The organism is Erysipelothrix amsterdamensis (genome assembly GCF_940143175.1).
GTDB classification, from domain to species: Bacteria; Bacillota_I; Bacilli_A; order Erysipelotrichales; family Erysipelotrichaceae; genus Erysipelothrix; species Erysipelothrix amsterdamensis.
The window spans coordinates 205,229-230,877 of record NZ_OW659496.1; the positions used below are offsets into that span (position 1 = coordinate 205,229).

Annotated in this window: 22 protein-coding genes and 1 other annotated feature; of the genes, 15 read left to right on the forward strand and 7 right to left on the reverse strand. The window is 36.7% G+C overall.

The features are described from left to right. Window positions 1-254: 254 nt before the first annotated feature. A complete protein-coding gene (locus NMG63_RS00910) occupies window positions 255-3,803 on the forward strand; it encodes an LPXTG cell wall anchor domain-containing protein (RefSeq protein WP_254007158.1) in 3,549 nt (1,182 codons plus the stop codon). Between the two features lie 49 nt (window positions 3,804-3,852). On the opposite strand, the gene tpx is transcribed toward NMG63_RS00910, so the two are convergent. Continuing rightward, on the reverse strand, window positions 3,853-4,341 hold the full coding sequence (tpx, locus tag NMG63_RS00915) for a thiol peroxidase (protein ID WP_254007159.1): 489 nt from the start codon (window positions 4,339-4,341) through the stop codon (window positions 3,853-3,855). A 121-nt stretch (window positions 4,342-4,462) separates the two neighbouring features. Between tpx and rlmD the strand changes: the two genes are divergently transcribed. Next, a complete protein-coding gene (gene rlmD, locus NMG63_RS00920) occupies window positions 4,463-5,830 on the forward strand; it encodes a 23S rRNA (uracil(1939)-C(5))-methyltransferase RlmD (protein WP_254007160.1) in 1,368 nt (455 codons plus the stop codon). 49 nt (window positions 5,831-5,879) lie between these two features. Here the strand turns inward: rlmD and NMG63_RS00925 are convergent, their stop codons facing one another. After that, entirely contained in the window at window positions 5,880-7,211 is a 1,332-nt protein-coding gene (locus tag NMG63_RS00925) for an FAD-dependent oxidoreductase (protein ID WP_254007161.1), read from the reverse strand. Between the two features lie 256 nt (window positions 7,212-7,467). Here NMG63_RS00925 and NMG63_RS00930 point away from each other — a divergent pair, with 256 nt between their 5' ends. From NMG63_RS00930 to NMG63_RS00940, 3 genes are all read left to right on the forward strand, one after another. Then, window positions 7,468-12,039, forward strand: coding sequence for an alpha-1,3-galactosidase-related protein (locus NMG63_RS00930; protein ID WP_254007162.1), 4,572 nt, complete (start codon window positions 7,468-7,470; stop codon window positions 12,037-12,039). A gap of 86 nt (window positions 12,040-12,125) precedes the next feature. Continuing rightward, window positions 12,126-12,515, forward strand: coding sequence for a pyrophosphohydrolase domain-containing protein (locus NMG63_RS00935; protein WP_123171950.1), 390 nt, complete (start codon window positions 12,126-12,128; stop codon window positions 12,513-12,515). A 35-nt stretch (window positions 12,516-12,550) separates the two neighbouring features. Then, window positions 12,551-13,051, forward strand: coding sequence for an HNH endonuclease (locus tag NMG63_RS00940; protein ID WP_254007163.1), 501 nt, complete (start codon window positions 12,551-12,553; stop codon window positions 13,049-13,051). A gap of 9 nt (window positions 13,052-13,060) precedes the next feature. Here NMG63_RS00940 and NMG63_RS00945 read toward each other — a convergent pair whose 3' ends face one another. The 3 genes from NMG63_RS00945 to NMG63_RS00955 form a co-directional block, all read right to left on the reverse strand. Next, a complete protein-coding gene (locus NMG63_RS00945) occupies window positions 13,061-13,336 on the reverse strand; it encodes a hypothetical protein (RefSeq protein WP_254007164.1) in 276 nt (91 codons plus the stop codon). Between the two features lie 148 nt (window positions 13,337-13,484). Further along, a complete protein-coding gene (locus NMG63_RS00950; RefSeq protein WP_254007165.1) occupies window positions 13,485-15,257 on the reverse strand; it encodes a glycerophosphoryl diester phosphodiesterase membrane domain-containing protein in 1,773 nt (590 codons plus the stop codon). Window positions 15,258-15,341: 84 nt separating this feature from the next. Further along, window positions 15,342-15,788, reverse strand: a complete 447-nt coding sequence (locus NMG63_RS00955; RefSeq protein ID WP_254007166.1) for a CopY/TcrY family copper transport repressor — start codon at window positions 15,786-15,788, stop codon at window positions 15,342-15,344. 176 nt (window positions 15,789-15,964) lie between these two features. On the opposite strand from NMG63_RS00955, the gene NMG63_RS00960 reads away from it, so the two are divergent. Together NMG63_RS00960 and NMG63_RS00965 are read left to right on the forward strand one after the other, a co-directional pair. Further along, complete coding sequence (locus tag NMG63_RS00960) at window positions 15,965-16,606, forward strand: LytR/AlgR family response regulator transcription factor (protein ID WP_238048265.1); 642 nt, start codon at window positions 15,965-15,967, stop codon at window positions 16,604-16,606. A 62-nt stretch (window positions 16,607-16,668) separates the two neighbouring features. Then, window positions 16,669-17,670 (forward strand): ketopantoate reductase family protein, encoded by a 1,002-nt coding sequence (locus tag NMG63_RS00965; RefSeq protein ID WP_254007167.1) that lies wholly within the window; start codon window positions 16,669-16,671, stop codon window positions 17,668-17,670. Window positions 17,671-17,707: 37 nt separating this feature from the next. On the opposite strand, the gene NMG63_RS00970 is transcribed toward NMG63_RS00965, so the two are convergent. Further along, window positions 17,708-18,265 carry a TetR/AcrR family transcriptional regulator gene (locus NMG63_RS00970; protein ID WP_013852509.1) on the reverse strand — a complete coding sequence of 186 codons (558 nt, stop codon included), beginning with the start codon at window positions 18,263-18,265 and terminating at the stop codon, window positions 17,708-17,710. Window positions 18,266-18,403: 138 nt separating this feature from the next. Here NMG63_RS00970 and NMG63_RS00975 point away from each other — a divergent pair, with 138 nt between their 5' ends. After that, window positions 18,404-19,069, forward strand: a complete 666-nt coding sequence (locus NMG63_RS00975; protein WP_003775812.1) for a peroxiredoxin — start codon at window positions 18,404-18,406, stop codon at window positions 19,067-19,069. A gap of 83 nt (window positions 19,070-19,152) precedes the next feature. Here the strand turns inward: NMG63_RS00975 and NMG63_RS00980 are convergent, their stop codons facing one another. Beyond that, the gene (locus NMG63_RS00980; protein WP_238048267.1) at window positions 19,153-19,710 is read right to left on the reverse strand and encodes a thioredoxin domain-containing protein; all 558 of its coding nucleotides are present in this window, start codon (window positions 19,708-19,710) and stop codon (window positions 19,153-19,155) included. Between the two features lie 140 nt (window positions 19,711-19,850). Here NMG63_RS00980 and NMG63_RS00985 point away from each other — a divergent pair, with 140 nt between their 5' ends. The 7 genes from NMG63_RS00985 to NMG63_RS01010 all read left to right on the forward strand — a co-directional run bounded on the left by NMG63_RS00985 (window position 19,851) and on the right by NMG63_RS01010 (window position 25,606). After that, window positions 19,851-20,654: a putative RNA methyltransferase gene (locus tag NMG63_RS00985; RefSeq protein ID WP_254007168.1), complete on the forward strand. Its 804-nt coding sequence runs from the start codon at window positions 19,851-19,853 to the stop codon at window positions 20,652-20,654. Then, window positions 20,651-21,265, forward strand: coding sequence for a pentapeptide repeat-containing protein (locus NMG63_RS00990; RefSeq protein WP_003775809.1), 615 nt, complete (start codon window positions 20,651-20,653; stop codon window positions 21,263-21,265). Before NMG63_RS00985 ends, NMG63_RS00990 begins: the two co-directional genes overlap by 4 nt. Window positions 21,266-21,283: 18 nt before the next feature. Next, on the forward strand, window positions 21,284-21,682 hold the full coding sequence (locus tag NMG63_RS00995) for a restriction endonuclease (RefSeq protein ID WP_254007169.1): 399 nt from the start codon (window positions 21,284-21,286) through the stop codon (window positions 21,680-21,682). Between the two features lie 9 nt (window positions 21,683-21,691). After that, on the forward strand, window positions 21,692-21,826 hold the full coding sequence (locus NMG63_RS09165; RefSeq protein WP_256478986.1) for a hypothetical protein: 135 nt from the start codon (window positions 21,692-21,694) through the stop codon (window positions 21,824-21,826). A gap of 58 nt (window positions 21,827-21,884) precedes the next feature. Beyond that, window positions 21,885-22,090 (forward strand) — a binding site (T-box leader). A 34-nt stretch (window positions 22,091-22,124) separates the two neighbouring features. Next, on the forward strand, window positions 22,125-24,527 hold the full coding sequence (gene leuS / locus NMG63_RS01000) for a leucine--tRNA ligase (protein ID WP_238048270.1): 2,403 nt from the start codon (window positions 22,125-22,127) through the stop codon (window positions 24,525-24,527). Between the two features lie 77 nt (window positions 24,528-24,604). Next, window positions 24,605-24,925 (forward strand): hypothetical protein, encoded by a 321-nt coding sequence (locus NMG63_RS01005; RefSeq protein WP_238048271.1) that lies wholly within the window; start codon window positions 24,605-24,607, stop codon window positions 24,923-24,925. A gap of 39 nt (window positions 24,926-24,964) precedes the next feature. Beyond that, window positions 24,965-25,606 (forward strand): CpaB family protein, encoded by a 642-nt coding sequence (locus NMG63_RS01010; RefSeq protein WP_238048272.1) that lies wholly within the window; start codon window positions 24,965-24,967, stop codon window positions 25,604-25,606. Window positions 25,607-25,649: the final 43 nt, after the last annotated feature.

Consider the following 25,649-nt stretch of genomic DNA (forward strand, 5'->3'; position numbering starts at 1 on the left):
ATTTAAGAAAGTGTGAGTAATTAGGTGTGAAGGCTTTGATATCTTGCTATTTCGGATAAAAGCGTACTTAAAACTACATCAGTTTATACATAAAAAGTCTTTGTAAATGTCCTACAACCGTAAATATAATTGATTACAATATGCTTAGCGTGAGTTAATATGCTCACAAAATTAATAGAAAAGGAAGGGGGATTGCAGAGGTTTAAGTGTTGGATGTTCGTATATTTTTTTATAAAAACAATGAGGAGAAAAAAATGGACAAAAGAAATGAACATAGAATCCTAAAATGCTTAACCATATTTGTACTGTCGATTGGACTTGTATTTAGTCATGCACGACCAATTTATAGTGATACTCAACCCGTAATCGATTTTGTAAATACTACAGGTGAGTCTGAAGTTATTTCGATGACTGAGTCAAAGGAATATAAAGCGACTGTAATGTTTGAGGGGAAAACACCTGAGGAGCTTAAAGCCTTGGCTGAGAATGCATCTTGGACTTTGACACGAGATGAAGGGGGCCAAAACGAAGAAGATTTTCCATATCAATATTTGGGAGCACCCTTGAATGAGTGGACAGTCTTTAAAACTAAATTTACCACTGCAGGAGATCCTTTATTCAAGGATATTAAAACAGAGGTAATTCCAGGAGGACTACAGTTAACGTTTAAGAATGTGTTAATGTTTGGTGTGAATGGAATAGATGGACGTGAACGACCATTAATCCGAAATGCACTCCTAGATTACACAGGGACTTATGACTTAAAACTGGTAGAGGGCGACCAAGTCTTAGCGACCACTCCTGTTTTATTTAAACCGTATAACAGTTACACACTTTACAGTGAAATCGATCAACGACTGGCAGACCTTGCGGCCTTAGCTTTATCAAAAGGAATTCACGCGGAAGTACGTGAATTTGGCCAAACTGCAATGGGAAGACCGATGAATGCGATCTTTATTGCGGATACGGCTGAGACGCTTTCAAATCATATGGCGTTAAATGAACGTGCAGAATCTGATCCACAATCAGTGATTCAAGATATTGAATCCGGGGCAATCGATTATAAAGTTCCGATTCTCTACAACAACATTCACTCCGATGAAAATCCAGGAATTGATGCGATTATGGAATTTTTAACTGTGATGATTGAGAATGCAGATGGAAGTGTTGAATACCGTCGTGTTAACGGATTAACATCTGAAGGAAAAGCACAAGTCGAAGCAGAAAAAAAGAGCAGAGGTATTAAGTGGTCTGAACTTATTGAGAATGATGTGACTGGTGTAGGTTATATTCGGGATGGGGTTGAAAGTGAAGAACATCCAGGCAGTACCGATGCAGCCGCTGATTTAAGTGAAGAACAACTTTCAAAATTCTATGAAATGGAGCATGTAGACTTAAACATTAAAGCAATGCTTGAGGATGTGTTCTTTATCGTCGTACCTGCTGAGAATGCGGATGCCGCAGCAACAAATGTCCGTACAAATGGAAACGGGTTTGATTTAAACCGTGATAATACATATCAAACACAACCTGAAACTCAAGCAATGGCGCGTCTTATTTCAACGTGGAACCCTGTAAACCTTTATGAAATTCATGGTTTCTATAATCAATTCCAAATTGAGCCGTGCTCACCAACGCATGAGCCAAATGTGGAGTATGATCTCTTTATTGAAAATGCACTCGCTCAAGGAGAGGAATTTGGTGGTGTTGCCATTACCAATAATAAATCAATTAATAGTTTCCAAATGCCAATGCGTGATTACCTTAAGTCAAACAAAAATGGTGGTTATGAATGGGAACCATTTGATGATATGTCTTCAAGTTATACACCACAATATTCAATGTTACACGGTGTGGTAGCTTATACCGTTGAAGTTCCGTATGGAAATGAAGATGCAACCCAAGCTGTTAAGTATGCGTTATTAAACAACGGTCGTTATGTGGGAATGCATAAGAAAGAATTCTATACCAATCAACTTAAAGGTTGGGATCGTGGTATCAAAAATATTGATGCGGACGAAATTCGTCCATACTACGTAAACCAACAAGATGAAAAAGGCGCAGAAGCAGATATCTTCCGTGCACGTTATGAAGAAAACAATAACTTCTTCCCAGAGTATTATGTAATTCCAATGGAACCATCCATGCAAAAAAACTTGCATGCGGCAACTGAAATGATGGAATATTTATTACGTAATGATGTGAAAGTTAAAGTGTTAGGCAATGAAGTAGAAGTTAAGGGAACCAAGTATCCTAAAGGAACCATGCTTGTTGATTTGCATCAAGCTAAACGAAACATGGCCAATGCTGCCCTCTACAATAACATTGTCATTAAAAATTGGACTGACCTTTATTCAGAACCACTTACTGCATTCTCAGAGTTACGTGGCTTTGATATGGATGTGATCACCCAAGTTGGTGCATTTGAAAGCGCAGAATTTGCATGGCTTGATGAAGCGCCAGAAACCGTAACACATGTTGATGGTAAGGGTGAAATTGTGATTGTCTCTAATAACAGCGTCGCTTCGATACAAGCAATCAATGAGTTGCTTAAGTCTGAAGAAGCAGTTGGATTTATAACATCAGGTGATCATAGTGGTGACTTTGTAATGTCTGAGGCAACATTTAATTTGATAGAGGATTCTTATGTACTTCAAGCAACACGAACCAATACAATGCCTAAGGCTCAAGTTATCACAAAATCCGCAAAACTTTATGTACCAGGTGCTGCACCAACATATGCAGTGAAAAAAGACACGGGTGAGCCGTACGGTCATACAAACTACACCAATCGTCTTAATACAAACCTCAATTGGGATTATTATGTTTGGGGACAAGAACTTGGTTTTGACTTGACACGCGATCTTGATGAAGCAGATATTGTGATTGGGAATCGTTCATTACGTGATGATGAACGTAATGCCGTAAATGCCGGAAAATCCTATATTGGATATGGGGGATATGCGCTCGATTCTCTTGAAAAAATGGGATTAGACATCGAAGCAAATTACGACATGAGTTATGATGCACTCACAACGGTGACGTATCCAGAATCCAGTTACATTACAGCGAAATATGCTCAAGACAATGATTATATTATGTATGGTCACGGTGGAAACAGCATCGTTAAAGCACCAGAAGGATCAAAAGTACTCATTAAAACAACCGATGAAGAACCCATTGAAGGCTTTATGTCACAAGAACACATTGATACCTATAAGAATTCAATTCAGGCCATCGAACTTAAAAATGATACACATGACCTTCTCATTTTCGCAAACTCGATTACAAACAAAGCACATCAAAAAGATGATTATCGCTATGTGACCAATGGAATATTCACAAAATATTTAGGTGATACGATGAACATTGATGTTAAAACACCGGAACCAGAACCAAAACCAGAACCAAAACCAGAACCAAAACCGGATCCAAAAGAAACTTTAAAACTTACCGGATTACCGGATAAAGTTCGTGTCGGTGATGTTTTTGTTCTAACACCAAGTAGTGATGACCAAGCTAAGGGTGAAGGATGGGTATATGATGACGTATTCTTCTCCGCAACCTTCAACAGTCCGGCAACCTTTACCGCATTAAAAGCAGGTAGCACAGCCATCACATATACAAATAAAAAAGGTGAGAAAACAGAACTACCTATTACAATCTTAGAAAAAGAAGCAGAAAAACCTGGTGGTAAATTACCAGGAACGGGTGTTACACCGACTCAAACTGCAATTTATGTAGGAATTGGAGTCGTCCTCATTGGAGGTGTCTTCTACTGGTTCTCAAAGAAGAAAAAATAAAATAAAAAAAACGAACATGTTGATTCATGTTCGTTTTTCTTTTATAAAATTAGAGGGTTTTTGTGGCAGCAATCGCTGCTTCGTAATTGGGTTCTTGTGCCATTTCTGGAACTATTTCTGAATAAACAAGTACACCAGCTTGATCAATCACAAAAATCGATCGTGCAAGTACTTCAAATTCAGGAATCCAAACACCATAAGCATCTGCAAATGAGTGATCTTCATCACGCAACATTTCACTATCGATGCCATTGGTTGCACACCATGATGCAAACTCTTCTTTAGTATTATTAGAAATATTCACAATCGTTACGTCTTCAAGTTCGCTTGCAACTTGGAAGAAATGACGCGTCTGTAAATCACAGATACGCGTGTTGATGTCAGGGAAGACACTAAGCAAGACAACTTTCCCTGCAAGTGTTTCCGTCCCTACATAAACATCCTCTAAATTCTTAAGTTTAAATGCTGGTGCTTTTTGTCCAATAACAGGAAGAGATCCTGCTAAAGAAGTTGGAACTCCTTTTTTTGTAATTTCCATATCAATCACGCTCCTTATATCTATTATAGAATTAAAGCGTGTTGCTTGCATCTTGTATGCTTAAAGTTGTGTCAACGGTCCTGATTTATGCTATTCTTAAAGGAAGAAAAAGGTGATGGATATGAAGAAAATACCCGTAATAAAAAATGAACAATTAACACTCGAAGTAAGGGACCTCACATTTGAAGGATTTGGTGTGGTTAAGAAAGATGGTTTTCCAATCTTTGTGGAAAACTCAATACCGGGTGAAACCATAACAATCTCTATCACAAAAGTGACCAAACGTTATGCTTATGGGCGTATTATAAGTATTGAAAACCCATCACCCAAACGTGTAGCGTTGGTAGATAAAGTTGGTACACGTATTGGAACCATGCCGCTTCAACACATGGCATATGATCTCCAATGTGAGTTTAAACAAAATCAAGTTAAAGCGACCTTAGGACGTGTCATTGATCTTGAAGATGTTCTTGTGCTACCAACGCTCGGAATGGAAAATCCATGGCACTACCGTAATAAAGCAACCATACCGGTACAATCCGTAAAGGGCGTATTAGAAACAGGATTCTTTAAACGTGGTACTCATGATCTTATTCCAATCGAAGATTACTATATTCAAGAAGAAGCTCTGGATAAAGCAATCTTAATTATTCGGGATCTACTTCGTCAATATAAAATTACGGCCTATGATGAAACACATCATACAGGATTAATACGAAATATTATGGTCCGACAAGGCCACTATACTCAAGAATTAATGGTGGTTTTGGTTACAAATGGTTCTAAACTTCCTTTCGAAAAAGAAATTGTGAATGCCATTGTGGAAGCATTACCCAGGACGGTAAGTATCGTTCAGAATATTAATACTAAACAAACAAATGTTATTTTGGGAAGCGAACAGAGAATTCTTTTTGGAGAAGATCTATATCATGATCAACTCTTAGGAAAGACATTTAAGATTTCTTCGAAGTCGTTCTTCCAAATCAATACAAAACAAACGGAAGTCCTTTACCAACAAGCCATTGAAATGGCAGAAGTTACAAACGATGATGTTGTCGTAGATGCTTATTGTGGGATTGGTTCAATTACCTTAAACTTGGCAGACAAAGCGAAGTTTGTTTATGGTGTTGAGATTGTTGAAGATGCAATTACCATGGCAAAAGAAAACGCGAAACTAAATCACATTGAAAACGTACAATTTGAGGTGGGAGAAGCCGAAAAAATCATGCCTGCGTGGGTTAAAGAAGGCATTGAAATTGATGTCTTGGTGGTGGACCCACCGCGTAAAGGACTTGATCCTGTATTTATTGAAGCAGCCATTACTTCGAAACCACGTCGCATTGTTTACGTAAGTTGTAATCCAATTTCTCTTGCGAAAGACTTAAGATCGTTTATAGATGGCGGTTATCGCGTTGAAAAGGTACAACCAGTCGACATGTTCCCTCAAACTACACATGTGGAAACAATTGTATTGCTGATTAAAAAATAACGAAAAAAAACAGAGTGAGACGCAAATATGTGCGTTCCACTCTGTTTTTTTATTTCAAGATGTCGTTTAAGGACTCGGTGATTGTAGGATGTGTGTAAATACGATCCCGCAAGATTCGATAATCGAGTTTTAAATCCATGGCAAGGGTTATTAAGTTAATCATTTCATGAGACTCAATCCCAAAGAGAGAAGCACCAATGATTTGATTTGTGGACCGGTCAATTAGGATTTTGAAGAGCCCTTTTGTATTGCCGCTCACATGTGCTTTAGGGATGGTGCTTAGAGGTTGTTTGAACACCTGGTAATCGATGTTTTGTTCGAGAGCTTGTTGTTCAGTAAGCCCAACTCGTGAAAGTGGTGGTGTGATAAACAGGGTATAGGGTACAGATGTTCGATTTTCAGTTGTGCGTTGTCGATCCCCAAAGAGATCATCTTCCACAATGCGGAAATCATCCAAAGATATATAAGTAAACTGTTGTCCACCTTTCACATCACCTAATGCCCAAATGTTGGGCGCATTTGTTTTAAGGTGTGCATCAACGATAATTGCCCCACGTTGATCCCGTTTGATATCTGTATTTTGTAAGCCTAAATCATCAGTGTTTGGCTTACGGCCGATTGCACCGAGTATTTTAGAGGCTCTAATACTGTGAAGTTCATCTTGGGTGATATAAGTTACCAAAGCATGGTCTTGGTAATCATCCACAGCGCTGATCGTAACGCCCATATTAATCGAGATTCCCATATCTGTAAGCGTATCATAAATCGAATTCGCGATATCACGATCTTCACGTGGAAGGAATACCTCTTTTTCATCAAGGATGGTCACATTAGAACCATAAGCCTTAAACATTGAAGCAAATTCCAAGCCAATATATCCAGCTCCGATAATAACTAAATCAGAAGGAAGATTTGTGAGATTCATGGCTTGCGTTGAATCGATAAGATACTGACTGTTTTGAAGCGTTGGGGACTGAGGGGGGATGGGAACAGATCCCGTATTAATAAAAATCCGTTCGGCTTCGATTTGATATGTTTCCATCGCATCGCTTGTTACTTCGAGAATTGTGTTTGAAACAAAACGGGCCGCGCCATCTACAACTGTAATGAGTGGATTGTCACTAAGCATGTGATAATTCTTATTTCGAAGAAGGGAGACCGTCTGGTCTTTCGAACTGACTGCATTTTTAAAGGGGATGTGAGCCTCACTGCCGTGAATTAAAGCTTTTGAGGGAATACATCCAATATTAATACATGTACCACCATACATTTCAGGTGATTTTTCAATAACTAAGACCTCTTCTTGTTCAGAAGCAAGTCTTTTTGCGAGTGTTTTTCCGCCTTTTCCAAAACCAATAATAACATTCTTTACCTTTTTCATTGGGACCTACTTTCTTTATCAAGAACCAGTTTTTAAAATAGAAATCCGGTTCTTTTTAATCACTTTGTATCTTAAATATAACAAATTCCCAACAAAATATTCCAATCATTTGCGCACATTCATATAAATTTTTAGAAGGAGGATATATGTTTAGTAAATTTCAGTATCTTTAACTCCAAATGTTTACGTGTTTAAAGTTGATAGTCGTCATAGATTTAACTATAATGATTAATGAAAGCGTATACAGGAGGGGAATATGAAAAAAAGTAAATATCGCATGGTTATGACACTTTTATCAGTTAGCCTAGCGATACCATTGTTACCAATTACAAAAATTAGTGGGGACGACTCTATGAAAATCATCTCAGTAAATGATTATGGTGCGGATGCATCGGGAATGAAAGAAAGTGGACCGGCAGTCACCAAAGCACTTGAGGAAGCCAAAGCATTTGAAGGACCGGTCGAAGTTCAGTTTGATCCCGGAACATACCGTATAACCAAAGAGTTTGCGCAAACGCGGGAAATCCACACATCCAATACAGACAGTGTTGATTTTCCAACCAAACATATTGGACTTTTAATCGAAGATAACCATAATCTAACACTCAATGGTCAAGGGTCACAAATACTTTTCGAAGGGAATATGATGGCTTTGGGTGTTGTGAAGTCTTCAAATATCAAAATTCAAAATTTATCATGGGATTTTTTAGTTCCCACAACATCCGAAATGACTGTTTTTGATTTCGATACCGATAACAAAACAGTTGATTTCTATATACCATCTTATTTTAATTATGAGATCCAAGGAAATTCTATCCTGTGGAAATCAGAATTAGATTCAAGTGGCAATCCGTATTGGACGGAACGTAATGGTCACCGCAACTATGGAATTCAAGTAAAATATCCGACTGAAATGATGGGGCGGAGCTATTATGCGAACCAAGACCCTTTCCATGGTGTCTCCAATATTGAAACCTTATCCAGTGGTCTTTTACGGTTCACCTACAACACAAAGCCCCAAATTGATCCCGTAATAGGTATGAACTACCAATTACTATCAAATACTGAACGCAGTACCGCCGGTGCGCTGGTATGGGAAAGTAAAGACGTGACATTTGAGGATGTTAAGATTTCCTACATGCATGGATTTGGGCTTCTTGTTCAGATGTCCGAGAATGTCTATTTTAATCGTTTAAGAATGGAAACAGATATTGAGACCGGAAAAAACACTTCTAGCTATGCCGATGGCATTCATGTATCCGGCTCAAAAGGGAAAATTGAAATTACCAATTCATTCTTCAATAATACCCATGATGATCCCATCAATATTCATGGAACGTTTACTCGTGTAGAAAAAAGAATATCCGATACGACCTTACAATTAAATTATATTCATAAACAACAGGGTGGTTTTCCACAATTCTACCCTGGAGATAAGGTAGTATTCTACTCGCGTGATACCCTGGAATCCAAAGACTCTGAAACAGAGTATACCGTCAAACGTGTTCAAGGACCCAATTCGAGTGATCCGCGTAAAATGGTTGTGGAATTTGAAGAAGCGATTCCAAGTTATGTGGATGAGAAAATTGGAAATCAACCGAAGTATGTAGCGGAAAACATTACATACACACCTGAAATTCTTATTAAAAACAATGATTTTAAAAATGTCTTTACGCGTATGATTCTTGTAACATCTCGAAAGAAGGTTATCATCGAAGACAATCGCTTTGATGCTCCAACAATGCCAACCTTGTTTTTCTCCAATGACTCGGATGAATGGTATGAATCAGGTCCTATTCGTGATTTAGAAATACGAAATAATACATTTAAAATTCGATCTCTAGGAAGAACATGGTGGAAATATGCACCAGCTATCTACTTCCATCCTGTTACTAAAGGAGGTCAGTTCCCATCTGCAGAGAATCCAATCCATAAAAATATTCTTATTGAAGACAATACATTTTACTTGGAAAGTGATGGGGTACTACGAGCTGAAAGCGTTGAGAACCTTACATTTATAAACAATAAAATACTCCGACTTAAACCGGAGATTAAACTCCATCTTGATGGAGATGAAACACTTGCTCTCGGGAGTGAATACCCACTTCGTCTTGAAGCAAATGGCAATCAAGTTGAAGGTTTAGAGGTCTTGCCAAATGGTCCTGAGAATAATTCTGGATCTGTCGCGAATATCTTAGAATTTAAAAACAGCAAAAATGTATTTGTAGAGGGTAATACTTATGATGATGGACTCAAGAAAAATGTTCTCATTGAAGGCATGCAAGATCATCATTATGAGATTAAAGATAAGGATTTACATATCCTAACCCAGCGTGAAAATCGTAATCCGACAGAACCTGTTGGTGACATACATTATGTATCGACCCATCCAGACATTGCGAGTGTGGATGGTGATGGAATCATTCGAGCACACCAATCCGGAAAGACGGATATTTATGCTTATACCGTTTGGAACGATACACTTATTAAATCAAACATTAAATCAATAACTGTTGATGAATCAAAAACTCAAAAACTCAATGTGGAGGATCCGATTATACAAATGAATCCTTCCAGTGAATCGTTATCCGTTCTTATCGATGGCGTTGCAATCCGTTTACAGGACTTACATATTAAGAGTTTGGATGAGGCAATTATTTCATTCGAAAATGGAACACCAAATATTAAGAAAAGTGGCATTGCGAAAGCATCCATAAACCATGAAGGTAAAGAAGGTGTTGTGTACTTCGTTGTGGATAATCCCGAGGACCAACTTGTTTTAAATCCACGAATCTCAATAGAAGATCAGAATAAAGGATTAAGTCTTAATTCGACATCATTCTCAATTGATCGTGAGAATGGTCAAGATTTATGGGGGAACGATAACCGCTTATCAAATCTTGTAGGTGTTGATTTAAAACCGCTTAATGACGGAAACCGCGTGATTGTGGCGACATTGGATGGATTACCATTACGTGCTGCTAACAGCTGGGATTCGAGTTATATGATGCTTATGAAGCAAAAACAAGATGGATCGTTAGATCGTGATAATTACATCTCAATTGGAAAACGTGCTCATGCAGATGGAATTGGGTTTGTACAAGAGATTCATGGACAAGGTAAAGAAGCAGCAACCAACACAATTGAGGATAATCCTAAAGTAAAACAAACTTTCGCATTGGAGCACCTCAATCACAAAGTTAATGCCTATGTTCTGAAAGAAGAAGGATTTAAACTCATTCATACCTTTGAAAATATTGAGCATCTGGGGGAGAATCCTGTATTAGCGTTTGCAGGATGGGGTAATACGCAAAATAATCGCACATTTGAAGTGAGTGATCTTAAAGTCTATAATGGTTCACTTTCTGAGCGTGAAGGTGTAGAACCACTTAAAATACAAATTCCAGATTCGAATACGTATAACCTTGAAACCCTTGATATTGTGCATACAGAGGCAAACATGTATCACGTTAAAACGAATTATGAAGGGAAAACGCATGTATTTGTGAGAAATCAAGAGCAATTAAAATATGTGGATAAGGCTATACTCTACTTACAGGATGGGAGAACATATGACATTGATGTAATTCATCAAGCATCAAGTGGGAAATTCTCAAATCGTATCCACCAAACCTATACAACCCAAGATCAAGAAGCTTATGCTTCAATCCATAATCAAAAACTTGAAGATAAGATGACTCTCACAATTCCGGCAGATCTTCTTAAATTATCTTACATTGATTTAGATGGAAAATTACAAGCGGTATCAATTGAAAATCGTGATTCGATTACACTTGATAACAAACACGTTTATCTTAATAAAGTTAAGTCGAACGCCGTTGAGATTCAAGATATTAAACCATCGTTTGGAACGGTTGATTTAAACCAACGTGACTCGTTTATTTATACTGATCGTGAGAATACGCTCGAACTTAAAATCAAAACAAACGTACCAAATGAGAATATTACTGTTGTGAATGAAGACCACGGTATATTTAAAACCATCGATGAAGTGGGGACTGTGCAATTAGACATTTTTAATGGCGTAACAAGCTATCATGTTAAAGCACGTGCAGAAGATGGTATTACAACAGATACGCATGTCATACACATACTCCGGAATGCCCCAATTACCAAAAATATAGAGAAAATCGAACTGGGTGAAGCATTAATTGAACTGGATACGAAAACGATTGATTTTAAACATAAATATCATTTGGAAGATTTAAAGGTGAGTGCAGGGGATTCCAACATCACCACATCATTTTATAATGTTCCTCGCGAAAATCTAAGTCGTAAAATGACGACAAGCCAAGATGTAATTATGAAAGTTGAATTCGAAGACCATCGTACGGTAATCTATAAAGAATTTGAAGCAGTAAATCTTGCGGTAAGTCTGGAATTGAATCAAATAAAAGGTTTGATTCAATTAATCGAGAATTTAGTAAAAAGTAAATATACTTCTGAGAGTTGGAATGCGCTTGAAATTGTCTTGGATGATGTGAAGGTGTTATTAAGTCAAGAGGGCATAACACAAGATGATGTCGATGAAGGATATCATAATTTAATGACTGCATACAAAAAGCTTGAAGAACATAAAGCGGACAAACCAACAGACAAACCAACAGACAAACCAACAGACAAACCAACGGAAAATCCGATGGACAAACCGACAGATATCGGAACGGAATACCCAGAACACACGAATCCTGATGATTCTGCAAACGAAAATTATTTGCCACTCACTGGTATGTCATCAAAATATGAATCAGTTTTCCTTGTTGGTTTAGGAATGGCGCTTATCATGGTAAATCGTCGCAGAAGATAAAGGTAAGTCAATGACATGAATTTCCCTACTTTATTTGATATGATTAAGACAACATATCTTAATATCAGATATAAAAGGAGTTTACTATGGGAATGAATAAAGAATTTAATGCCGTTAAGGAATTTCATGAGAAATTTGGACATCCGGTTAAAGATGAGCCTGTAATGATGGATGCAGATCGTGCAGCGAAACGATATGCATGGATGCTTGAAGAAATTAATGAATTTATTGAAGCGGAAGATATTGTCGAACAAGCAGATGCGATGATCGATACAATTTATTTTGCTTTAGGAACACTTGTAGAGATGGGAATTGAACCGGAACCACTCTTTGAAATCGTTCAACACGCAAATATGAGTAAGTTATGGGAAGATGGTAAACCGCACTACAATGAAGATGGGAAAACTATCAAACCTAAAGGATGGGAAGATCCCCATAAAAAATTAGAACAAGCAATTGAATCAATGAAAAAATAACACAGATATCTGTGTTATTTTTGTAGGAGGTTATAATGACAAAACGAATCAAGACAACTAAACAAGAGATTGCGGATTATTGGGCATCCCAAATTGACGCGCTCAATTTGACTGTGACTTCGAAGCAAGCAGGCACACACTGTTGGCGATGTGGTATAAAAAAACGTTTAGATCGTTGTCATATTCTTGCGGAGTCTTTAGGTGGCGTGGATACTCCATCGAATTTTGTATTGCTTTGTAAGCATTGCCATATCGATAATCCTAATGTCAGTCATCCTCAAATTATTTGGGATTGGTTGAGGGCGTACGCAGTGAGCTCGGATCAAGTGTATTGGTTTGAACAAGGTCTTCGAGAGTATACATATATTTATAATGAAACCGTGGATAGAGAATTAATCGATTCTAAGTTGTTTCAAGAGTGTTTTCTTGAACAAATGGAGGAAGTATCGCACCATTTTGGACAACCCCGTAATAATCCTGCGACAATCGCAGGTGCCATTAAATTAGCGATGGATGAAATAAATAAGGACCGCTAAATGCGGTCCTTATTCTTGAAATAGATTGTGCTCGTTTTGTGACAAAATCGCATCTCGTAGCCGAATCTGTGCAGCTTCCATTTTATTTAAATTATTGTCTTTAGCAAGAGTTCGAATTTCTTCCTTAATAATATCGGGGCTTTCGCTGGTAATTCGAGATATTTCTTCGACAAATACTCTTAACTCAGATTTATAGGGAACAGGTTGTGATTGCTTCCAACCAATGTAGCTTAAAGAACATAGATTGGTAATAATTAGAAATACAATTAAATACTTTTTTTTCATACTTACAACATCCTCTCGGCATAAGTTTATAGATTTTCACTTAAATTGAAAAGGCTTGTAGCACCGGTTTTTAAGAAAAACAGTGATTTTAGTATAGAAACAAAGAGTTTGTTAAGAAAACGTTGATTGGAGTATGACTTTCACAATTTTATTTTAATGAAGATAATACATCCTTATAAATTCGATCAAAGGGTGTTGCTGCTTTTAGATCTTCAATAACTTTTTGTGCAGCTTCTACATGATCAGTTATAATTCCCGTAACTTCCATGGTTAGGTATAAATCCATACGATCTTCTTCGTTTACAGTCCAAACGAAAAGGTCTTTATTGTAACGTTCGATATCATTTAATGTACGAGAAGAAATCGAGGAATCTTCGATAGAATAAAAATCGACATCCAATCGTTCTAATCCACCAATGTTTAAGCCTAATATGTAACCGGTATATGTATCTGGGTAGTTTTGCTTAAGTTTTAGAATAGCGGTTTTATCGAGTGATTGAAAGGCGGTCACAGGACGCATTTCATATTTGTCGAGCGTGGCAATCATTTTATCGATAAAGTCATCTTGATCATACTTTGAAGTCTTAAGCTCAACCATGAGAGGTTGGTTAAGTTTTTTTGCTTCGGCAACATATTCATCAAAAGTAGGAATTCGACTTTCATATCCATTATGTTCTAAGACTACTTTTTGAATTTCCTCAAGTGTAAGAAGATGAATGTTGTCAGATTGCTTGCTAAGGCGTTTTAACGTATTATCATGGAATACAACGAGATGTCCATCTTGTGTCATTTGAATGTCCATTTCAACGTAGTCAGGCTTGTAGGTACTTGCAATTTGTAACGATTCAAGTGTATTCTCAATTGCTTTTACCGATTCGCCCCGGTGTGATACGACTTTGGTTGAGGAAGTCAAAGCGTCGCTGGGTGTATTCAAGTATACATTAACACCAAAAACAATAAATACAGCGACCATCACAATATTAACGAGAAGATGGTGTTTTTTAGGCGCAAAGTTTTTTTCGCGTAAATATGGTTTTTCTCCAAGAATCTCATGATATGCAACGACAGTTGCTTGTAAGGTAAAGATACTTGAGTACGAAATCGTAAATGCTAGAAAAAAGAAGATTAGAGATACAGAAAGTGCTCCTGTAATTTTGGCAACTTGAATATTGGTATCAGGTACTATAGCCATCGGGATAGAGAGAAGGAATACACCTGCAACTGTGATAGCAGACGTTAATAAGGTAATTACCGTAACAAGTTGGAATATTTTGAAACTTCTTTTTTTGGTTAGTTCCCAACTCGCTTTCGCAGCGTCTATAAAACTAAGATCATCTCGTGTTATAAAGATGACAGGTGTGAAAAAGAGTTTAATATTTAAAATGAAGGCAGCGACAATAGCTGTAGTATATGCGATTAAGCCTGCAGGATTTTCCAATACGGCATCGACAACAAATCTGGGTAAGTGTACATTGGATGTTATATTTGTTGTGAGGCCGATATTCGCATTAGGCATGATTAGAAATATATAAACTAATATGAGTAAAATTTCCGATGAAAATATTTTACGTAGCGGTTTGATAAAATCATTTTTTCCCAATTTCCGATTTTCATAGGGACGATTCGCGAATTTAATGATTATAGTAAGTTGGAATAAAATAAAAATAGCGATGAGTAGGACACTTATAATTAAAAATAAAAGTGACGTGGGACTTCCTAAGAGTTCCCAAAAATTTTCGTTTGTGATACCGATGATGTTTGCTCTAAAAAGAGCTATTTTAAAGACGCGATCCGCAATCTGTTTAATTAAGAGTAACGACATTGATTCTGCAAGAATTATAATGAGTACGTAGCGAAATGTGTCATCTTTGATTTGAATAAAACTTTTCTTAAGTGTCTCAAGTATTTTGAATGTTTTCATAAAAATCCCCTTTCGCTTCTATTATATGAGAGATTGGTATTAAAACCTATTAAGACTCTCTTAAGAACAAAAAAAGAAAGCGTATTACGCTTTCTTGCAGCTACAGTTATCTTGGTCACAACCGCATGAAACAACGCAGTTACAGTCAACAGAATCAACGGCTTCTTTATCGTTCAACGCAACCATCAACATCTTCTTATCCTGATGCGAAAGATCATAATGATCGATAATATTTCGCAACGTACTTCCAACTTCTTGAGCACATATTGAATCAAATGCTTCCATGATTCGACTCTGCGTTCCTTGTTTCTCAGTCATTGTAGGACGGTAGACATAAGCTTTACCTTCAGTATCCGCTTTAACGTAACCTTTTTTCACCAAACGGCTAATCAATGTTTTTGTTGTCGCAGGTTCCCAGTTCTTAACGTTTTTAAAATGGTCGGCCACCTCACGACTTGTGGCATGATTTAGTGTCCACAATACGCGTAATACTTCCCATTCTGAATCTGATACCAATTTCGTGTGTTTCATTGAATCACCTCTGCTTATAGATTACGTTTGTAGTCGGTATAAGTCAAGGTAAATGATTAGGCATTGTATGAAAAAAAGTGTAATTAAAAATACCACTTATGCAAATAAATACCACTTAAGCAAACTGCATTTACAAGCGTTTATACATTCGATAAATTTGTGGAGAAAGATGTGAGGTGATCGAAGTGATATTTATTGCCATGTGTATTAAAACAGAAAAAAATCGAGAACTTGTGAAAAAAGTAGTGATGCAATGTAGTGAGATTTTATTGTTACCAATTGTTGCGGATTCTGTTCGAAAAGTTGATCAACACTATCAAATTGTGATTACAGATCATAATTGTGCGCATTCAAAACACCAAGGATTAGATCAACATGTTGTGTATCTAGATGTTCCTATGGTGGATGATATCCTAAAATATACATATCATATTCCATTTTGTCCGAATAAACTTTATCAATGCTTGTTGACGATTATTCAGGAGCACCGTCCTTGGTCTGATTGCATTGTAATTGATGGAAAACCATCGCAACGTGTCTGCGCAGAGGATATTTATTATGTGGAAACAGAAGGTAGAAAAATTGCAGTTGTAACGAAGAATGGAAGATTTTATAGTAATCGTATCTTTTCGATTTGGGAAAATCTATTATCACGATTTACATTTGAACACTGTTATCGTGGAATAATGGTTAATTTAAAATATGTGAGGGCAGTGTCTTCGAGTTTGCTATTTTTAAACGATGGAACGCGTTTGCCAATCTCAAGAAGACGTTATCAACGGTTCTATCGGAACTATAATCGTTTGAGAAAACAATAAGAAAGATGAAAATAATTTAGAAATCGTTTAAAATAGAGTTAAAGGAAGTGAGGCGTGAGCTCATGGATATTTTAATTCTTGGACTTGGGACGATTGGAACGCTTTATGGTTCTTTGTTTTCTCGTGCCGGTCATAATGTGGAACATTTCCTTCGCGAAGGAAAAGAACATGTCGATTGTGTTCATGTGAAGTTACTTGATGGAAGACTTAATCCTAAAGGAAAAGAACTATCCTACGACTATAAAATTAATCCATCAACCAAAAAAGAGTATGACTTTATTTTTGTTAGCGTGTCATCAGGAAATCTAAAAGAAGCAATGGATTGTTTAAGGAATGCGAAAATTCATGGTACCGTATTACTATTCACTGGAGTATGGACAGATCATAAACGTCTTGATGAAATCATGGGCTTCTACAATTATATTTTAGGATATCCTGTGGGTGGTGGCTCAATGGATGAGGACGGAGTTCTTAAAGCAGTTGTTAATGAATATGTTATGATTGAGTCGAAATCACATGCTCGCATTCAAAACTATAACCTTATGATGTCCCTATTTAAAAGTTGTGATATAACATTTGAGATTCCACATGATATGTTGGAATGGATGTGGGTGAGGATGTCCGTAAGTGCAGCGATTGTTTCTACCGTGGCACTTTATGGAAATCTTAGTTTTCCAGGTCCCTCTGTCGAGTATGTCATGACAAACAGTAAGGCATTAGCCCACTGTATACGTACAATACGAGAAACGTTGTTAATCGCTCGTGGAAGAGGGATTAACATGAATCATTTTAAACAAGAGATTTTACCGTATAAATTTCCAGCAGGAATTTCTGGTTGGGGAATGAAGGTAAAGTTTAAAACAAGTCGTATTGCGCGCGAATCAATGAAGAGACATAACAACATCGATGATTTAATGTATATCTGTTATGAGGTTTATCAAGAAGGAAAACGTCAATGTGTACCTATGCCGCACTTCACAGAAAATATGCAGGCAATGCTTGTGAAACTTGAAGAACAGGAACATATTGATCAATCTTTATACAACCACATTACAAGTTTTTAAAAAGACCACATTCAGAAAATGTGGTCTTTTTTATAAGTTATTGGAAGAAAGCAATTAATGAATGATATAGAAAATCAATGTTATCCTGTTTTGATAACGGATAATTTTCAATCAAAAATGAAAGATTAGATAATAATGAATAAATTAACTTTGTGATGATTTCAGTATCAAATACCCAAGGATTCGCAATGGGCATATCTTTAAAGACTTCTTTAATATTCGTAAGAACAAAACCTTGTAGATCTTCTAAGCTCTCAGCATTCATTCCTCGAACTCGTTTAAAATGAACTCCAAGTCCATGTCTTTTTTCGGAGTCGTAGTATAAAACCTCTAAACGTTTACGAAATTTTGCGTTAAAGTCGACCTCTGTCGTAATGCAATTTTTTAAACGAGCAAATGTATCAGCCCAACTTTTATGCACTACAGCGGCATACAGTGACGCTTTATCGCGATAATAATTATAAAGCGTACCAACGGCTATGTTTGTTTCCTTAGCAATCATCTTCATACTCACATCTTCATAGTCGTGTAAATAAAAAAGATGTTCTGCACTCGCAAATATTTCTTCTTCAATATTATGTATTATCTTTGGCATAAGCTCCCTCAATCCTTGTAAATATAACACAAGCATACCATAAATGAGCTTAGATTATCATTAGATTTCATTGACAATGATAATCATTATCACTATAATGGATGTATAAGGCAAGTGCCCTATACTAGGAGGATATATATGGAAAACAACAGTACATTCCCATTGTTGGGAGAAAAATTTCCTACATTAAATGTGAAAACCACTCAAGGTCAAATGACTTTACCGGATGCATATGAAGGAAAATGGTTCGTTCTATTTAGTCACCCAAGTGACTTTACACCTGTGTGTACAACAGAGTTTATTGGATTTGCGAAAGCTGCCGATGAGTTTAATGCAATTGGAGCAGAATTAATTGGGTTATCAATTGATGGTGTTCATGCTCATATGAAATGGATCGAATGGATTGATGAACATGCAAACGTCAAGATTCCATTCCCAATTATTGCGGATGAATTAGGACGTGCAGCATCACAACTTGGTATGCTTCACTCTGCAATGGGAACAAACACAGTTCGTGCAGTTTTTATCGTAGATGATAAAGGTGTTCTAAGATTAACAATGTATTATCCACAAGAAGTGGGACGTAGTATTGATGAGATACTTCGTGCTACAAAAGCACTTCAAACAGCAGATAAATATAGTGTTGCAATCCCTGAAAACTGGCCAAATAATGAGTTTATTGGTGATCACGGTATTGTTCCACCTGCATCAACAATCGCAGATGCGGAAAAACGAAAAGCACAAGCAAACGAAGGCGATACAGAGTACCTTGACTGGTGGTTTGTTCATAAACCAATTAAATAAGTCATTATAATAAAAGAAACGAATTCCCATTCTTAATTAAAGAAGAGGAATTCGTTTTTTGGTTTTAAATATTAATAATTTTATTAATTTCTGTGTGCATCGATTCCGTCAAACATATTTTTAAGACGTAAATGCAGGAATTTAACTTGAGTTTCTGTTAGTGCTACTGGAGGTTTGTGACCATCAACCGTACCTAGATGTGTTTGAATTTTTCCATCTTTATCAATCGCTACAACAAAAGGTACATATCCATTTGAACGTAGTGCCTCTGGAAGTTTCTTATCCCAATCAGATAGGCGTTTTTTTAAGTCATCGCTATTACTATATTCAGAATTTTGAACATCTAACATCATGATTTCAGGTTTGATCTCAATGCCTTGTTCTTTATAGCTTGTTTCTAAGTCTGTTATTACGGTTTCCATTTCAGGTACCAATGCAACACACCATGGACAGTCAGCATAACCGATGTAGTAGATGCCTTCTTTAGAATCTTCTAAATTCTTAATAATCGTTTCCGAATCAGTTGTTACATAATGGTGATCTTTTTTGGTGAAACCTTTATAATCTTTCATAAGATTATTTGAGGTGCAACCGGTTAATACGAAAATTGAAACGAGTAGGACTAGTAATGTTTTTTTCATAATGACCTCCTTAGTCTCTTAAATTATAGAACTTTTTTCTAAAATTGCAAGATAAACATAGTGATTGAATATGTTAAGTATGTTGGTCGAAAAGGGATTTAGGTGTGGTATAATTGTAATTAAGTAAGGCAGGGATTTATATGACATATTTTAAGTGTCCTAATTGTGGACAAGCATTGGAAGAGCAGGAACGTTCTTACGTTTGTTCGAAGGGTCATCAGTTTGACCGGGCCAAGAGTGGTTATGTAAATTTGCTCATGTCACAGCAAGATAAGACGAAACAGCATGGCGATGATAAGCAAATGGTTCGGGCACGAAGAAATTTTTTAGATAAAGGTTATTATGCGATGTTGTTGGAGCAAATTCAAAATGTCTTTGATCAGTTTTCGTGCAATCATATCTTGGATGCTGGTTGTGGTGAATGTTGGTATACAGAATCGTTACTTAAGCCTGGACGAACGATTTATGGTGTTGATATTTCTAAGAATGCCGTTGATTTAGGATTAAGACGAAATTGCGATTTAACGCTCGCTGTTGGAAGTACCTTTGATTTACCGATTATGAGCGATACCTTTGACGGGTGTTTATCTGTTTTTGCGCCATTTAAGATTGAAGAAATCCTAAGAGTTCTAAAAGAGGATGGCATTTTTATTCAGGTATTTCCACTTGCAAATCATTTGATGGAACTGAAAGAAATTGTTTATGATCAACCTTATCCCAATGATGTTGATGTGAAGATGTATGAAGGATTTCAATTGCTTGATGTAATGCAAATTAAGGGGCCTATCGACATTACATCGACCGAGGATATTTTAAATGTTTTCGCGATGACACCGTATGCACATCGCACGCCTAAAGAAAATATTGATAGACTGACAAAGTATTCACACCTCAATGTGGGTCTGGAGTTTGGTCTTGCAATCTATAGAAAAGAGACATTATGAAAAGACCTCAATTTATCGAAGAGTTTGTAGTGAGCAATGCTCGAGTGCTATTTTCGGAATTAAAGCGTAATACTCGGTATGAATCTTGTTTGATTTATCAAGATCACGCATTAGTAAAGTGTGAACAAGTTTGTTTTAGTAAATGTGAATTCGAGATGGATGCTTGTGATCGTGCGGAGTTTTTAGATGTCGTGTTTGACCGCTGTGACCTAAGTAATCACTCATTGCAAAAAAGTTATTTATACCGTTGTGAATTTCTGTCCTGTAAGTTAATGGCCAGTGAAATTTATGACAGCAAAGTTAAAGATGTAGTTTTTAAAGATACGCTTATGAATTTTATGAATTTATCGCAATCAAGTTTCGAAAATGTTTTGTTTGACGGATGTCGACTGAATGAGTCGTCGTTGATGATGGCAAAGTATAAAAATATGAAGTTTAAAAATTGCGAGCTAACGGGTTTGAATCTATCCGATACACGTTGCAATGCTTTGGATTTAACCTCTTGTACATTTGATACAATTGTTTATTCTCCATCACTCATTAAAGGGATGCGCATTCGTGCAGATCAAGCGAGTGCGTTGATTGGTTATCTTGGTCTAATTATTGATTAACGAAAGGTGGTATTAAATATGAATTTTATAGCTTCGCTTTTTAAAACTAAAACACCTGAAAAGGTTTTAGAAGTTCGCAATCAAAAAGAATTTGTAAATTATTTTCTAAATCTATTGCCATTGTTAGGTTATGATTCGATTCAAGTTCCTGAAACGAAATATGCTCATGGCGTTAATGTCGTTGCAAAAAAAGACGGAATGCGTTGTGCTTTTAAAATTGTATTTAATCCTAAAGAAGTTGGGACAGAGGCGATTTCTGAGCTCGCGGCAGCATTGGTGTTTCATAAAGCAAAAATTGGTATTGTTGTTACAAACGGTGTGTTCACCGAAAAAGCAGAGCAATACTCAAATATCAAACGCATTAATCTCTGGGATGTTTATCACTTAGATAAGTTGGAATCAAAAATAAATTTATAGGAGGCTATGATGAAGAAATTAGTTAATAAAGCAGTGAAAAAGGCGAATCGTAAGCCTTCAATGCTTTTGGCAGCGGGATTAATCGTAACCAATATTGTTCTCATGGCAATTGTTAAAGAAGGATCTAAAAATGAAGAGGCGTAAGACGCCTTTTTTTAATGACTTGGTTTGTTGACTTTTAGTGATGTTTCCACTATTATTTAAGAAAGCGATGATAAGAAATAGTAGAAAATTAAAATAGTTAAGAGAACTGATGGTTGGTGTGAATCAGTGTATGAAGATTTTCGAACTCATCTTTGAGCATAATTTCTGAATCAGTAGGAAATTACGTCCCCTGCGTTAAAGGATTGAGAGTCTATCGAATATCGATAGGAATTAAGGTGGTACCGCGAGCAATTCGTCCTTTAGAGGTACTTTTTTTTATGTTATAGGAGGATAAAAAATGTATAACCATTTAAAAATCGAGAAAAAATGGCAAAAATATTGGGATGAACATGAGACATTTAAGACAGATGTTCATAACTTTGATTTACCAAAATACTATGTTTTAGACATGTTTCCGTATCCATCAGGTAATGGACTTCATGTTGGTCATCCACGAGGCTATACGGCAACGGATGTGATCGCACGTTATAAACGTATGAATGGTTTTAATGTATTACATCCAATGGGTTGGGATGCTTTTGGTTTACCTGCAGAGCAATTTGCCTTGAAAACTGGAAATCATCCAAATGAATTTACAAAGCAAAACATCGCTCACTTTACTGATCAAATTAAAAGTCTTGGACTTTCCTATGATTGGAGTCGTGAGATTTCGACAACGGACCCAGGTTACTACAAATGGACTCAGTGGATCTTTACAAAGCTTTATGACATGGGACTGGCTTATGTTGATGAAAAGCCTGTAAACTTTTGTCCTGAATTGGGAACTGTTCTTGCGAATGAAGAAGTCATTGACGGTAAGAGTGAAGTTGGTGGTTTTGATGTTATTCGTATGCCAATGCGTCAATGGGTTTTAAAAATTACGGAATATGCAGATCGTTTGCTTGAAGATTTGGATTTGGTTGAATGGCCAGATTCAACAAAAGAAATGCAAATTAACTGGATTGGTCGCTCCGAAGGATCGAATGTTATCTTTAAAATTGCAGATCATGATAAAGAATTTACAGTATTTACAACACGTGCAGATACATTATTCGGAAATACATACTGTGTTCTTGCACCAGAACATCCTTTTGTTAAGGAAATTACAACACCGGAAAATATTGACGAAGTCAATGCTTATGTTGAAAAAGTGTTGCATAAGTCTGATTTAGAACGTACTGAACTCAATAAAGAAAAATCAGGTGTATTTACTGGAGCCTACGCAATTAATCCTGTTAATGGAAAAAAAGTTCCGATTTATATTGCAGACTATGTTCTTGCAGCTTACGGTACAGGTGCAATTATGGCGGTACCTGCACACGATACACGTGATTTTGAGTTTGCTAAGAAATACAATCTTGAGATTATTCCAGTGATTGAAGGTGGCGATATTTCAGTTGAAGCGTACACCGGAGATGGAATTCATATTAATTCTGGATTTTTAGATGGTATGGGTAAAGATGAAGCAATAGAAACAATGCAATCATGGTTGGTTGAAAATGGTTATGGTGAAGCGAAGACTACATATAAACTTCGTGACTGGCTATTTTCAAGACAACGCTATTGGGGAGAACCAATTCCAATTGTTCATCTAGAAGATGGAACTATGAGAACTGTTGAAATCGATGAGCTTCCTCTTGAACTTCCTGAGGTAGAACATTATAAACCGGCAAGTGATGGTCAATCGCCACTTGCGAATGCAGGTGACTGGTTAGACGTAACCTTTGCGGATGGTACTAAAGGACGTCGCGAAACAAATACAATGCCACAATGGGCAGGATCTTGCTGGTACTACTTACGCTACATTGATCCAGAAAATAATGATGCAATCGGGGATCCAGAACTTCTAAAACATTGGATGCCTGTGGATCTTTATATGGGTGGTTCGGAGCATGCTGTACTCCACCTACTTTATGCACGATTCTGGCATAAAGTACTCTTTGATTTAGGTGTTGTTGATACCAAAGAGCCATTTGGTAAACTCTACCACCAAGGCATGATTCTCGGCGCTAATAATGAGAAAATGAGTAAGTCACGCGGGAATGTTGTGAATCCTGATGATATTGTTGAAAGTCACGGTGCGGATGCACTTCGTGTTTATGAAATGTTTATGGGACCATTGGATGGTGCTATTGCATGGAGTACACGTGGCCTTGATGGAATTCGTAAATGGCTTGACCGCGTTTACCGTTTAATGGTTGAGTCAGATAAAATTACCGAAACCAATGATGGCAGCCTTGATTTTGTTTATAACCAAACGGTTCAAAAAGTTACACATGATATTGAAACATTTGGTATGAATACAGCAATTTCACAGTTAATGATCTTTGTGAATGAAGCATATAAAGCAGAGACACTCTATAAAGAATATGCGCTTGGTTTTATTAAAATGCTTGCTTGTTTTGCACCTCATTTAGGTGAAGAACTTTACGAAATTGTATCTGGAAATGGGGACATTAGTTATGAACCATGGCCTACATTTGATCCAAGTAAGTTAGTGCTTGATGAATTAGAAATTGTCGTTCAAATTAATGGTAAGGTACGCGCTAAATTCGTTGCACCAAATAATTTACCAGAAGATGAATTAAAAGCGCTTGTATATGATCAAGCTCAAGTTCAAAAGAATCTTGAGGGCATGACCGTTATCAAAGAAATTGTAATTAAAAATAAAATTGTTAACTTGGTTGTTAAGCCAAACTAAAGCAGACGAAAGTCTGCTTTTTTTATATATTTTGTAGGAATTGTTAGTAATTCTCTTTAATTAAGAGTGGGTGGTATATGAAAAGTTTTGTTTTGGCCTACGGATATGTTCTGTTGGTTATGATGTTGTTTCTTTCAATGTTGTCGTTCTCTGTTTTTAAGCGTGAGTATCAACAAAAACGCTTTCAGTATCGAAATGCGTTGGAAATCCTAATCAAAGAAATGCATCCAGATGATAAACTTAGTACTAAATTTATGGAACTTATGAATGATCAAGATGGAGAAATCGTTGATCTTTCGTCCCATTTTTATCCAAAATTACTTCAAGTTATTTATAAAACGAAGATAAGGGGATTGGATGTTGTATTTGCGGAATTGATGATTGAGGAGGGGTTTTAAATAAAAAAAAGAGTTATCCTATCTGTATTGTGTGTGATTATGATTGTAAGTCTTGTTGAAATAATGACGCGTATTCGATGTCGGTTTGAGAAGGTTTATCGACTCAATACTGATTTAACACAACGTGAAAAAATTGAAGAACATCATCTGGAGGAAATCTCGCTGCCAGAAAAAGGAATCAATGAATTTATGATTCGTAATAAAGAGAATATCATTGGTCGGTATGTACGACTTGGACATACGGTGTATAAGGGGCAAATTGTTGATCGACGTGACTTTGAGCATTTTGATGACGCACACGGAAAACCGCTACTGTTACTCGAGCCTGAAGAAGTACTAATGAGTGCAGAAGCCTCGATGATTAATACAGGAGGGAATCTGTTGAGGGCTGGTGATTACGTAAATTTAAGTGTAAAAATTCGCGAATTTGATGGTGGGAGTAGGATAATTCCCTTACTGAAAGGTGTTCGAGTTGTAAACGTACGAGATCGTGATGGACATGAAATTGATGTGGGAAAGCAACCAAGTGTCCTAAGTTTCGCGATTCCCCGAAAAGTGGAAGCTATTATTCATAGAGCTTTAGAAATGGGGGATTTATCGGTAGTGATTTGTAGTGGTATTCCAAGTGTAATAAATGATTTACAAAAAGAGGTGGTAGAACATTTTAACACCAGCATTTGATTTTGGTCTGCTTACGCCTTTTGTAGAGGATGAAAATATTACA

Coding starts and splice junctions, on each gene's coding strand:
- NMG63_RS00940 (WP_254007163.1), top strand. CDS start 12,551: ATGACAAAACGAATCAAGACAACTAAACAAGAGATTGCGGATTATTGG.
- NMG63_RS00950 (WP_254007165.1), bottom strand. CDS start 15,257: ATGAAAACATTCAAAATACTTGAGACACTTAAGAAAAGTTTTATTCAA.
- NMG63_RS00930 (WP_254007162.1), top strand. CDS start 7,468: ATGAAAAAAAGTAAATATCGCATGGTTATGACACTTTTATCAGTTAGC.
- NMG63_RS09165 (WP_256478986.1), top strand. CDS start 21,692: ATGAAGAAATTAGTTAATAAAGCAGTGAAAAAGGCGAATCGTAAGCCT.
- NMG63_RS00935 (WP_123171950.1), top strand. CDS start 12,126: ATGGGAATGAATAAAGAATTTAATGCCGTTAAGGAATTTCATGAGAAA.
- NMG63_RS00995 (WP_254007169.1), top strand. CDS start 21,284: ATGAATTTTATAGCTTCGCTTTTTAAAACTAAAACACCTGAAAAGGTT.
- NMG63_RS01010 (WP_238048272.1), top strand. CDS start 24,965: ATGATTGTAAGTCTTGTTGAAATAATGACGCGTATTCGATGTCGGTTT.
- NMG63_RS00910 (WP_254007158.1), top strand. CDS start 255: ATGGACAAAAGAAATGAACATAGAATCCTAAAATGCTTAACCATATTT.
- leuS (WP_238048270.1), top strand. CDS start 22,125: ATGTATAACCATTTAAAAATCGAGAAAAAATGGCAAAAATATTGGGAT.
- NMG63_RS00955 (WP_254007166.1), bottom strand. CDS start 15,788: ATGAAACACACGAAATTGGTATCAGATTCAGAATGGGAAGTATTACGC.
- NMG63_RS00980 (WP_238048267.1), bottom strand. CDS start 19,710: ATGAAAAAAACATTACTAGTCCTACTCGTTTCAATTTTCGTATTAACC.
- NMG63_RS00945 (WP_254007164.1), bottom strand. CDS start 13,336: ATGAAAAAAAAGTATTTAATTGTATTTCTAATTATTACCAATCTATGT.
- NMG63_RS00985 (WP_254007168.1), top strand. CDS start 19,851: ATGACATATTTTAAGTGTCCTAATTGTGGACAAGCATTGGAAGAGCAG.
- NMG63_RS00970 (WP_013852509.1), bottom strand. CDS start 18,265: ATGCCAAAGATAATACATAATATTGAAGAAGAAATATTTGCGAGTGCA.
- NMG63_RS00925 (WP_254007161.1), bottom strand. CDS start 7,211: ATGAAAAAGGTAAAGAATGTTATTATTGGTTTTGGAAAAGGCGGAAAA.
- NMG63_RS00975 (WP_003775812.1), top strand. CDS start 18,404: ATGGAAAACAACAGTACATTCCCATTGTTGGGAGAAAAATTTCCTACA.
- rlmD (WP_254007160.1), top strand. CDS start 4,463: ATGAAGAAAATACCCGTAATAAAAAATGAACAATTAACACTCGAAGTA.
- NMG63_RS00965 (WP_254007167.1), top strand. CDS start 16,669: ATGGATATTTTAATTCTTGGACTTGGGACGATTGGAACGCTTTATGGT.
- NMG63_RS01005 (WP_238048271.1), top strand. CDS start 24,605: ATGAAAAGTTTTGTTTTGGCCTACGGATATGTTCTGTTGGTTATGATG.
- tpx (WP_254007159.1), bottom strand. CDS start 4,341: ATGGAAATTACAAAAAAAGGAGTTCCAACTTCTTTAGCAGGATCTCTT.
- NMG63_RS00990 (WP_003775809.1), top strand. CDS start 20,651: ATGAAAAGACCTCAATTTATCGAAGAGTTTGTAGTGAGCAATGCTCGA.